This is a genomic window from Microcella sp., from assembly GCF_033763155.1.
Classification (GTDB): Bacteria; Actinomycetota; Actinomycetes; order Actinomycetales; family Microbacteriaceae; genus Microcella.
On the sequence record NZ_JANRKZ010000157.1, the window covers coordinates 1 to 10,179 of the forward strand.

General features: G+C 66.6%; 12 protein-coding genes. 11 read left to right on the forward strand and 1 reads right to left on the reverse strand.

Annotation, left to right across the window (positions count from 1 at the left end):
- The 10 genes from SFU54_RS06510 to SFU54_RS06555 form a co-directional block, all read left to right on the forward strand.
- A partial coding sequence (locus tag SFU54_RS06510) for a phosphoribosylaminoimidazolesuccinocarboxamide synthase (RefSeq protein ID WP_319015479.1) occupies positions 1-204 on the forward strand: 204 nt, incomplete at its 5' end.
- 375 nt (positions 205-579) lie between these two features.
- Positions 580-1,353, forward strand: coding sequence for a hypothetical protein (locus tag SFU54_RS06515; protein ID WP_319015480.1), 774 nt, complete (start codon positions 580-582; stop codon positions 1,351-1,353).
- Positions 1,354-1,420: 67 nt separating this feature from the next.
- The gene (locus SFU54_RS06520; protein WP_319015481.1) at positions 1,421-2,308 is read left to right on the forward strand and encodes a VOC family protein; all 888 of its coding nucleotides are present in this window, start codon (positions 1,421-1,423) and stop codon (positions 2,306-2,308) included.
- A 42-nt stretch (positions 2,309-2,350) separates the two neighbouring features.
- Complete coding sequence (locus tag SFU54_RS06525; RefSeq protein WP_319015482.1) at positions 2,351-3,142, forward strand: SGNH/GDSL hydrolase family protein; 792 nt, start codon at positions 2,351-2,353, stop codon at positions 3,140-3,142.
- A 41-nt stretch (positions 3,143-3,183) separates the two neighbouring features.
- Positions 3,184-3,960, forward strand: a complete 777-nt coding sequence (locus SFU54_RS06530; protein ID WP_319015483.1) for an SGNH/GDSL hydrolase family protein — start codon at positions 3,184-3,186, stop codon at positions 3,958-3,960.
- Positions 3,961-3,971: 11 nt separating this feature from the next.
- Positions 3,972-4,628 (forward strand): nucleoside/nucleotide kinase family protein, encoded by a 657-nt coding sequence (locus tag SFU54_RS06535; RefSeq protein WP_319015484.1) that lies wholly within the window; start codon positions 3,972-3,974, stop codon positions 4,626-4,628.
- Positions 4,629-4,670: 42 nt separating this feature from the next.
- The gene (gene purS, locus SFU54_RS06540; RefSeq protein ID WP_319015485.1) at positions 4,671-4,937 is read left to right on the forward strand and encodes a phosphoribosylformylglycinamidine synthase subunit PurS; all 267 of its coding nucleotides are present in this window, start codon (positions 4,671-4,673) and stop codon (positions 4,935-4,937) included.
- Positions 4,937-5,632 carry a phosphoribosylformylglycinamidine synthase subunit PurQ gene (gene purQ, locus SFU54_RS06545; RefSeq protein ID WP_319015486.1) on the forward strand — a complete coding sequence of 232 codons (696 nt, stop codon included), beginning with the start codon at positions 4,937-4,939 and terminating at the stop codon, positions 5,630-5,632. The genes purS and purQ overlap by 1 nt, the downstream gene beginning before the upstream one ends.
- Positions 5,633-5,636: 4 nt before the next feature.
- Entirely contained in the window at positions 5,637-6,125 is a 489-nt protein-coding gene (locus tag SFU54_RS06550) for a DUF3817 domain-containing protein (RefSeq protein WP_319015487.1), read from the forward strand.
- A 43-nt stretch (positions 6,126-6,168) separates the two neighbouring features.
- Positions 6,169-6,948 carry an NYN domain-containing protein gene (locus SFU54_RS06555; protein WP_319015488.1) on the forward strand — a complete coding sequence of 260 codons (780 nt, stop codon included), beginning with the start codon at positions 6,169-6,171 and terminating at the stop codon, positions 6,946-6,948.
- A 106-nt stretch (positions 6,949-7,054) separates the two neighbouring features.
- Here SFU54_RS06555 and SFU54_RS06560 read toward each other — a convergent pair whose 3' ends face one another.
- Positions 7,055-8,287 (reverse strand): mechanosensitive ion channel family protein, encoded by a 1,233-nt coding sequence (locus SFU54_RS06560; RefSeq protein WP_319015489.1) that lies wholly within the window; start codon positions 8,285-8,287, stop codon positions 7,055-7,057.
- A gap of 212 nt (positions 8,288-8,499) precedes the next feature.
- Between SFU54_RS06560 and purL the strand changes: the two genes are divergently transcribed.
- On the forward strand, positions 8,500-10,179 hold a 1,680-nt coding region (purL, locus tag SFU54_RS06565; RefSeq protein WP_319015490.1), incomplete at its 3' end, for a phosphoribosylformylglycinamidine synthase subunit PurL.

A 10,179-nucleotide genomic window follows, 5' to 3' on the forward strand; every position in this document is an offset into this window, starting at 1 on the left:
ACGTCTGACAGCTCGCGCTACTGGGACGCCACGCTCTACGCCGCGGGCGGGCCGTCGCGCTTGGACAGCTTCGACAAGCAGATCGTGCGCAACTGGCTCGCCGCGAACTGGGACAAGCAGGGCACGCCGCCCGCACTGCCCGCCGAGATCGTCGAGCGCACGGCCGCGCGGTATCGCGAGCTCATCGAGCGGCTCTGTTCGTAGCGACACGCGACGCCCGAGGGAGCTACTTCTACTTACCACTGGCTACGTTTGGTGAAACCGCACGGAGCCGCCATGAATGATCTTCGAGACGAACGTGTCTTCAGCGCTGTCGCTGCGCTCCGCGCGTTCATGAATGAGCACCTGGCGGCCAGCAAGATCGAACTAGAAGCGAAGCTCATTGATGTGCACTTTGGTTGGCCCCCGTTCGAACCCCACCACCTTCACAACGCAATTCGGTACCTCGCAGCACGCGACGAACTGTCTCGAGTAGAAGAACCCACTCGTGGAGGAAGGCGACCTCCACTTCTACTCAGCGCTGATACAACGGGAAGGTCCCGCGAACAGTCCGACGTCGCTGCCCGCAAGCGGCTACTGATGAGCCGCTACTACTCATACGTCGAGGGTTCGAAGGGCCGCGAATCGAGCCTGGCCGGGCCCGCCGGCGAGATCGCATTTCACACAGCGCTCTTGTCTGCGAATGTCGGAACCCCCATGTCCACGTTGACCCGAGGTCGCCCCAGCTTGGACACCGTTATGAGCCGACCGGTCCCGATCGGCCCACTTGACAACGGCTTTGTCCTGCAACGCTTCGACACGACCGGGCAACCTGTGGGCCCATGGGGTGTACAGGTTCTTGTCGAGGTAAAGAACATCCGGGAATGGATCTATCCCCGAACTCAGGAGCTCTATCAAGTCCTCCTGAAGGCTGCGCTAATCAAGCGTGCCCACCCAGAAGCACTAGTACTCCCAATGCTCGTATGTCGACGAGCTCATGTCACGACCAACTTCATGGCGAAAGACCTGGGCTTCTTCGTCATCCATGCAAGGCGACAGTTTCTGCCGTCCAATCACACGCTCATCAACAATGACCACCTCGGCGAGGTCCGGGCTGAGCTTGGGCTTGCCGACCTTGTTCAGGGTCTTGAAGAGTCAAGCCTGAAACTACTGAAGGGCGGACTGAGGGCACTCCAGCGAAGTTACGACGTCGAAGAAGCGTGCGAGCGCTGGGGTCGGTTCAGCTCGAGTGACGCAATCTTGCGATGTTTTCAAGTGCTTGCCAGCGAAAGGACCTATAACCGAGCAAGAGACGAAACACTGGCAGAGCTGCGGCAGGAAGTGAAGGCACTTGGCGCTAGCGCTGGTTGGTAATGCGCGGATCATGTGACATGCGATGAAGTCACGGAATGCGTCGGGGCGTGCGCCGGTTGACTCGGGCATGAGTGAATCCACCCGACTGGCGGCCGACACCTCGATGGGGGCCGTGACGCTCGATGTCGCCGACCTTGACGGCATGACCGCGTACTACCGCGATGCTGTGGGCTTGAGCGTGCTCGACGCGACGGGGCCGGTGGTGACGCTGGGGAGGGCGAGCGACCTCGGCACCGCATCCCTGCCCCTGGTGATTCTGCGGCACAGCCCCGAGCTGAAACATGCCGGTCCGCGTGAGGCGGGGCTCTTTCACACGGCGATCTTGTTCGAGACGCAAGCCGCGCTCGCGGCGGCCGTCTACACGGTGGCGACGTCGTATCCGCAGCGGTTCACGGGCTCGAGCGATCACCTCGTGAGCCAGGCCTTCTATTTCGACGACCCCGAGGGCAACGGCGTCGAGCTCTATTGGGATCGCGACCGCACTCAGTGGTCGTGGGTGCACGGCTCGGTCGAGATGGCCACGCTGTTTCTCGACCCCAACGGCTTCTTGCGTGAGCACCTCACCGAGGAGGCCCTCGCCGCGCACGGCTCGGCGCCCGCCGTCATCGGCCACGTGCACTTGAGCGTCGGCGATGTCGCGACCGCGCAGCACTTCTACGTTGACCAGCTCGGCTTTGACCTCACGACCGCGTTCGCCGGGCAAGCCATCTTCGTGAGTGCGGGCGGCTATCACCACCACATGGCCATGAACGTGTGGCGTAGCAGCGGCGCCGGTCGACGGATGCCCGCCCTCGGCCTCGGCCAGGTCGACCTCGTGCTGCCGAACACCGACGAGCTCGGCGCCACGGCTGAGCGGCTGCAGCACCACGGAGTCGCCGTGCGCAACGATGGCCGCACCCTCGAGCTCGACGACCCCTGGGGCACGCTGCTGCGGCTGACGCCCGCGGGCGCGTAAAGGCTCAGCCTCCCGCCCGCCGAGCGCTCTAGACTCCCGCAGGTGACCGAGTTTCGACCGCCGCGCCGACTGCGGCTGAGCCGCGCGATCGCGGCCGCGCAAGGGCCCGTGCTGCTCGCGCAGGGGCGCCGATTGCGGCGCGAGACACCGCGGCTTCCGGATGCGCCACTGCCGTGGGAAGGCCGCGTTGACGGCGGCGGATCGGGTAGCGAGGGCGGAGCATCCCGCCCCCTGAACCTGCTCGTGATTGGCGACTCGACGGCCGCGGGCGTGGGCGTGGATCACACCGACCTCGGGCTCGGCGGGCGACTGGCTGAAGCGCTTGCCGCGCGCACCGGACGCACGGTGCACTGGCGCGCGGCGGGGCGCAATGGCGCAACGTCACGCGACCTCGTGCGGCACTATTTGACGGCCGCGCTCGAGGGACCGACCGACCTGGTCTTTCTTACCGTGGGCGCCAACGACGCGCTCGCCCTGCGCTCGGCGCGAGCGTTTCGCCGTGACGTACGGCGGATTATCGAGCGCACTTTTGCCGCGCATCCCGAGACCGCCTTGCTCATGTCATCGCTGCCGGCCTTCTTCCGATTTCAGATGCTGCCCGACCCGCTCAAGCGCAGCCTCTATCGCCATTCGCAATCGCTCGAGCGCGAGGCACGCACCCTCATTGGCGCGCACCCGCGCGCCCACATGTCGCCGCCCCCGCCGCCCTACACCGAGGGCTTCTTTGCGAGCGACGACTTTCACCCGAGCGCCATCGGCTACAAAGACTGGGCCGACTTCGCGGTCGACGATGCGTGGAGCGTCGGGTTCGACCGGTTGCTCGACGGGCACTGACACTCGACCAACGCCGACCCGAGCCGCCTAGACTCGCGCGCATGACCCCCCGACCCCGCCCGTTGCGCGGCCGCCGCCTGAGCCGGGCCGTGGTGCTCGCCCTCGCGCCCATCTTGGTTCCGCAGACGGTGCGCCTGCGTCGCGTCGTGCCGCTGCTGCCCGAGCCGCCAAAGCCCTGGGAGGGCGGCGGCGGAGACGACCCGATTCGCCTGCTCGTCGTGGGTGACTCGATGGCGGTGGGCGTCGGTGTCGAGGAGGCCGTGCAGGGTTTGGCGGGCTGCGTCGCCGCCGAGCTCACCGCGCACACCGGGCGCCCCGTGCGCTGGCGTGCACGCGGGCGCAATGGCGCAACGGCGCGCGATGTGATTCGCGACCACCTCGACGAGGCGCTCGCCGAGCCGACCGATGTCGTCGTCATCAGCCTCGGCGCGAACGACACGATGCAGGTGCGCTCGCACCGCGCCTTTCGCCGTGACATCACGCGCATCGTGCGCGAGATCGAAGCGGCCCACCCGCGGGCGGTCGTGCTCATGAGCGCCCTGCCCGCGTTTCACCGCTTCGGCCTGCTGCCCGAGCCGTTGCGCGGCACGCTCTACTTGCACGCGCAGTCGCTCGAGGTCAGTGCTCGCCGTGCGCTCGCGAGCTTCCCGCTCGCGCACATGACGCCGCCTTTGCCGCCCTACGCCTCCGACCACTTTGCGACCGACGACTTTCACCCGAGCGCCCAGGGCTGCCGCGAGTGGGCCGAGTTCATCGTTGACGACGCGGTGACGCACGGCATCGCCGCACTGATTCCCGATCGGGCAGCCGCGGAGTGAGCACGGTCGGCGTGAGCCGCGACGGGGCTGTGAGCGACGACCGCGCGCCGATTGACCTGCCCGCCCTGGCCGCGATTGTTGAGGGGATGCTCGCCGCGCGTTCCGCATCCACCCCGCTGCTCGTGGGCCTGGCCGGAAAGCCCGGCGCCGGCAAGTCAACCGCGGCTGACCAGCTCGCCGCTCTTCTGCCCGGCTCGCGCGTGCTGCCGATGGACGGATTCCACTTTCCGCAGGCCCACCTCGTGTCGCTCGGCCGACGCGAGCGCATGGGTGCGCCCGACACCTTTGATGTCGACGCCTTCGTCGCCCTGCTCGAGTCGCTGAGCTCGGCAACGTCAGCCGTGCGCGCCCCTGGCTTCGACCGCACGATCGAAGAGCCCGTGCCCGATCAGCTGTCGTTCACGCCCGACGTGCCGTGCATCATCGTCGAGGGCAACTACCTGCTGCTCGACTCGGGCGGGTGGGAACAGGTCGCAGGCTTGCTCGACCTCACGGTCGGCATCGTGCTCGACGAGGACACGCGCCTCGAGCGGCTCATCGCGCGGCACGTGGCCTTCGGCAAGTCAGACGAGCACGCGCGCGCCTGGGCCCTCGGCCCCGACGAGGCCAACGCCGTGCTCATCGCGCCCACGCTCGACCGCGCCGACTACATACTGAGCGCTCGGTAGACTGGGCGCATCCACCCGCCGAGCCACCCCCGGGAGTCCACTGTGCCCACCATCGTCGTCGAGGTCATGCCCAAGGCTGAATTGCTCGACCCGGCCGGCAAGGCCGTTGCGGGGGCGCTGCACCGCCTCGGTCACGAGAGCATTCGCGATGTGCGCATCGGCAAGCGTTTCGAGCTGCACGTCGACGGCGAGGTCGACGCAGCCCTGCTCGAAACGGCCCAGCAGCTCGCGGCCGACATGCTCAGCAACGGCGTGATCGAAGACGTCATCAGCGTGCACGTCGACAGCGTGGCCGGAGAGACCCGCTAGTGCGCATCGGCGTCGTCACCTTCCCCGGCTCGCTCGACGACCGCGACGCTCAGCGCGCCATCCGGCTCGCGGGTGCCGAGCCCGTCGCGCTATGGCACGGCACGCACGACCTCATGGGTGTTGACGCGATCGTGCTGCCCGGCGGCTTTAGCTACGGCGACTACTTGCGCTGCGGCGCTATCGCGGCGCGCTCGCCGATCATGGCCGAGGTCATTGATGCGGCCAACAGCGGGATGCCCGTGCTCGGCATCTGCAACGGCTTCCAGATTCTCGTCGAAGCGCACCTGCTGCCCGGCGGCCTGATTCGCAACGACCACGGTGACTTCATCCGTCGCGACCAGCGGTTGCGCGTCGAGAGCACCGACAGCGCCTGGACCAACGGTTTCGAGCTCGGCCAAGAAATCACCATCCCGTTGAAGAACGGCGAGGGTGGCTTCATCGCCGACGAAGCCACGCTCGACCGCCTGGAGGGCGAGGGTCTCGTCGCCTTCCGCTACCTCGACGTCAACCCCAACGGTTCACTGCGCGACATCGCGGGCCTGCGCAACGAGCGCGGCAACGTCGTCGGCCTCATGCCGCACCCCGAGCACGCCGTCGAGCCCGGCTTCGGGCCCAACACGCCCCAGGCCATGCGCTCGGGCGTTGACGGCCTGACCTTCTTCACATCGGTGCTTAAGCAGAGCGTGCTGAACTAACGCCGTGACCGTTGACGCACCCCAGGCCGCGCGCCTGACCCCGAAGAAGCTCTACCGCATCGTCGCGATCGCCGAGGCGATCACCTGGACGCTGCTCATCACCGGGCTCATCCTGCGGGCGACGCTCGACCTGTCGATCGCGGTGACGATCGGCGGCAGCATTCACGGTTTCGTCTTCCTGACCTATGGCGCCACGGCCGTGCTGACGGCCATCAACCAGCGCTGGGGCGTCGGCCTCGGCCTGCTCGCCGTCGTCACGGCGATCGTGCCCTACGCGACCATCCCGTTCGACATTTGGGCTCACCGCACCGGCAAGCTCGAGGGTGATTGGCGCCGCGAGGCCACCGACGACCCGCGTGATCAGCGCTGGTTCGATCGCCTGGTGCGGTGGATGCTCAACCACCCCTCCCTGCTGGCCACCCTCATTCTGCTCGCGGTCGTGGTGCTCTTCACCGTGCTGTTGATTCTGGGCCCGCCGGTTCCGAAGAGCTAAGGGCGACTGCACTCCCGGCAGGTCAGCATGGAATCATCGTCTCATGCTCACTTTTCACCGGCGTCGAAAGATGCGGGTAGGCGTCTATATCGATGCCTTCAATCTCTACTACGGGGCCAGAGACCTGTGTGGTCGCGCAAACCCAGGCTGGCGTTGGCTCAACATCGTCGAACTCGTCGAACAGAAACTTACTGCGCGCACTGACTGGCCGCGTGCGACCGTAACGACAGTCGCCTACTGCACCGCCTTGAGGGAGAAGGACGGGGACGCCTCGTCTGCCCGTGACCAGCGGATTTACATCGGAGCCATCGCCAGTGACCCACGACTGAAAGTCGAGTATGGGCAATACAATCCCAAATTGGCCAAGGGGCTTCTCTCAAGGCCGGGCCGAAGGGGGAAGAAGGCCCGGATCGACAGGGTCGTTTCTCCGGGACTTGGCAACATTCCCGATTGGCTCCCGGCGCTCGAGTTTCGCCGGCCGGAGGGCGAGGTGAACCTTCTTGTGAACGTATCCACGTACGAAGAAAAAGGTTCAGACGTCAACGTTGCGGCTCGACTTCTGGAGGACCTGTTTCTTCACCGGATCGATGCCGCCGTCGTCGTGTCGAATGATGGCGACCTTCGGCTGCCCCTGCAGATTGCGAGGGCTCGGGTGCCCGTTGCGCTCTTCAATCCAAGCCGACGGCCAACTTCTGCGATGCTCCAAGGCGAGAGAAGCGATGGAGTAGGAAGGCACTGGTGGCTTCGACTTGCAAAGGAAGACTTCCTCGGCCATCAACTCCCGGACCAAGTAGGAGAACTTCGGAAGCCGCAAGGATGGTAGATATTGTCCTCGCCTAACTTCTTGCGCTATTGTTCTCAGATACAACCCAGTTCTCTCCCTTCGGGGAGGGGCTGGGTCTTTTCTTTTGGATGCTGCAGGACTCCCGCTATTCGGTTGCCGGGCCCACCCGGCTCGGCGCATCCGGATCAGCCGAGGGCGCGAGCATTTGCTCCGCCCGCTGGTGGGCTTCGGGCGTGCCGCTAAACAACTGGCGCTTCGCAGAGTCGTCGGCGGGGTCGCCGGTCGCCGTCGCATCGTCGCGCGAGGCTGCATCGACCATGACCACGCGCGTGCGCGGCATGGCACCGGGGCTCTCGAGTCGCACCCACTCGACGAGTTGCTCGCGCACGTAGTTGCGCAGGTCAAAGAGTGAGCCGGCGTCGGCCGCGCTCACGAGAATGCGCACGCGCACCAAACCGTCGGTTGCCGACGAGACCTGCAGCACCGACACCCGGCGATCCCACAGGGTCGTGCCGTCGAGTATCTCGGCGAGCCGAGACCGCATTGCGGCGGGGCTCACGCGCCAGTCGAGATCGAGCTCGACCGAGCCGAGCAGTTCGCTGCCCGTGCGCGTCCAGTTCTCAAAGGGTGTGCTCGTGAAGTGGGTCGACGGCACGACGAGGCGGCGGTCATCCCAAATGCGCACGACCACGTAGGTGAGCGTGATCTCTTCGATGCGCCCCCACTCACCCTCGACGATCACAATGTCATCGACGCGAATGGCGTCGCTAAAGGCAATCTGCACGCCCGCGAACACGTTCGAGAGGGTCGACTGCGCGGCGAGGCCCGCGACAATGCCCGCGAGGCCGGCCGAGGCGAGCAGACTCGCGCCAATGGCTTGCATCTGTGGGAAGGTCAGCAGAGCGGCGCTCACGCCCACGACGATGATCGTCACGGTCGCGAGCCGCTGCAGGAAGGTCAGCTGCGTGTGCGCGCGGCGGGCAGCGCGCGTGGCATCGGCGCCCAGCGGAAACCGCTGCATGGCACCGTCGAACGCAAAGTCGACGACCTCGACCAGTAGCCACGTAAACAGGCCGATGACGCCGACCGTGAGAATGCGGTCGATCACCTCCGAGAATCGCGACTCGGGCGCGGCGAGACTGACCGACACCCAGACTGCGATGCCCACGAGCAGCAGCCGCAGAGCCGGGCGGGTGTGCCGCAGCAAGACCGCCGTCCACGGTTGGCGCATCGCGACAACACGCACGAGCAGCTCGATGAGCACGACCATCACCGCGGCAACGGCGAGCGTGAGCACCGTCAGCACGAGCAAGAACAGCCACCCGCGCTCGGGCACGACAACCACGTCAACGAGGGTGAGCGCCAGCGCAGGAGTCATGCCCTCAGCATCTCGCGTTCACTGGTTGAGCGCGATACCCACAAACATCGCGCCGAGAAAGACGAGCACACCGATAGCGGCGTACATCCAGATGAATCGAGCGTTCATGCGGGGCTCCTGGGGTGGCTCAGGGCGACGGGACGTGGGCGTCGCGCGACCATCGGGGTCGTGAGGCGACAGCACCAGCCTAGGCCGCCGGTAGGCTGGAGGGTGTGACGAGCCCCGCGCAGATTCCCGCTCCTGACACTGTGGCCAACGCCGCCGCCACCCCCGAGAAAGTGCAGCCTTTTGAGGCACTCGGGTTGAAGGCCGACGAATACCAGGCCATCCGCGATCTCTTGGGCCGCCGCCCCACGAGCGGTGAGCTCGCAATGTATTCCGTCATGTGGAGCGAGCACTGCTCCTACAAGTCGAGCAAGGTGCACCTCAAGCAGTTCGGCCAGAAGGTCACCGACGAGATGCGCGAGCACCTCATGGTCGGCATGGGCGAGAACGCTGGCGTCGTCGACATCGGCGAGGGCTGGGCCGTCACGTTCAAGATCGAGAGCCACAACCACCCGAGCTACATCGAGCCCTTCCAGGGCGCGGCGACGGGCGTCGGCGGCATCGTGCGCGACATCATCTCGATGGGCGCTCGACCCGTTGCGGTCATGGATGCCCTCCGCTTCGGTGCCATCGACCACGCCGACACGGCGCGCGTCGTTCCCGGCGTCGTGAGTGGCATCAGCCACTACGGCAACTGCTTGGGGCTGCCCAACATCGGTGGCGAAACCGTCTTCGACGCCGTGTATCAGGCCAACCCACTCGTCAACGCTCTCGCCGTGGGCGTGCTGCGGCACGACGACTTGCACCTCGCCAACGCGCGCGGTGTCGGCAACAAGGTCGTGCTGTTCGGCGCGCGCACGGGCGGCGACGGCATTGGCGGCGCATCCATTCTCGCGAGCGACACGTTCAGCGAGGGCGGGCCGACGAAGCGCCCGGCCGTGCAGGTGGGCGACCCGTTCGCCGAGAAGGTGCTCATCGAGTGCTGCCTCGAGCTGTTTGCGAGCGACCTCGTGAAGGGCATCCAAGACCTCGGCGCTGCGGGAATCTCGTGCGCCACGAGCGAGCTGGCGAGCAACGGCGATGGCGGCATGGTCGTCGACCTCGATCAGGTGCTGTTGCGTGATCCCTCGCTGACGGCCGAAGAGATTCTGATGAGCGAGAGCCAAGAGCGCATGATGGCGATCGTTGAGCCGAGCAAGCTCGAGGCGTTCCTTGCCGTGACGGCAAAGTGGGATGTCGAGACGAGCGTGCTGGGTGAAGTGACCGACACGGGTCGCTTGATCATCCACTGGCAGGGCCAAACGATCGTCGATGTCGACCCGCGCACGGTCGCGATCGACAGCCCCGTGTACCACCGGCCGTTCGCTCGCCCCGCGTGGCTCGACGCCCTGCAGGCCGACAGCGCCGCGCGACTCGCTCGCCCGGCCGACGACGCCGAGTTGCGCGCCCACGCGCTGCAGGTGCTCGGCGGGCCGAACCTCGCCGACACGGCGTGGATCACCGACCAGTACGACTACTACGTGGGCGGCAACACCGCGCTCGCAACGCCCGACGACGCCGGCATGATCCGTGTTGACGAGGTGAGCGGCCTCGGCGTCGCCCTCGCGACCGACGCCAACGGCCGCTACTGCCAGCTCGACCCCTACGTGGGTGCGCAACTCGCGCTCGCCGAGGCCTACCGCAACGTCGCCGCCACGGGCGCCTCACCGCGGGCCGTGAGCGACTGCCTCAACTTCGGCAGCCCCGAAAACCCCGACGTCATGTGGCAGTTCGAGCGGGCCGTCACGGGTCTCGCCGACGCGTGTCTTGAGTTGGGCATCCCGGTCACCGGTGGCAATGTCTCGTTC

Coding starts and splice junctions, on each gene's coding strand:
- SFU54_RS06515 (WP_319015480.1), top strand. CDS start 580: ATGAGCCGCTACTACTCATACGTCGAGGGTTCGAAGGGCCGCGAATCG.
- SFU54_RS06520 (WP_319015481.1), top strand. CDS start 1,421: ATGAGTGAATCCACCCGACTGGCGGCCGACACCTCGATGGGGGCCGTG.
- SFU54_RS06530 (WP_319015483.1), top strand. CDS start 3,184: ATGACCCCCCGACCCCGCCCGTTGCGCGGCCGCCGCCTGAGCCGGGCC.
- SFU54_RS06555 (WP_319015488.1), top strand. CDS start 6,169: ATGCTCACTTTTCACCGGCGTCGAAAGATGCGGGTAGGCGTCTATATC.
- SFU54_RS06560 (WP_319015489.1), bottom strand. CDS start 8,287: ATGACTCCTGCGCTGGCGCTCACCCTCGTTGACGTGGTTGTCGTGCCC.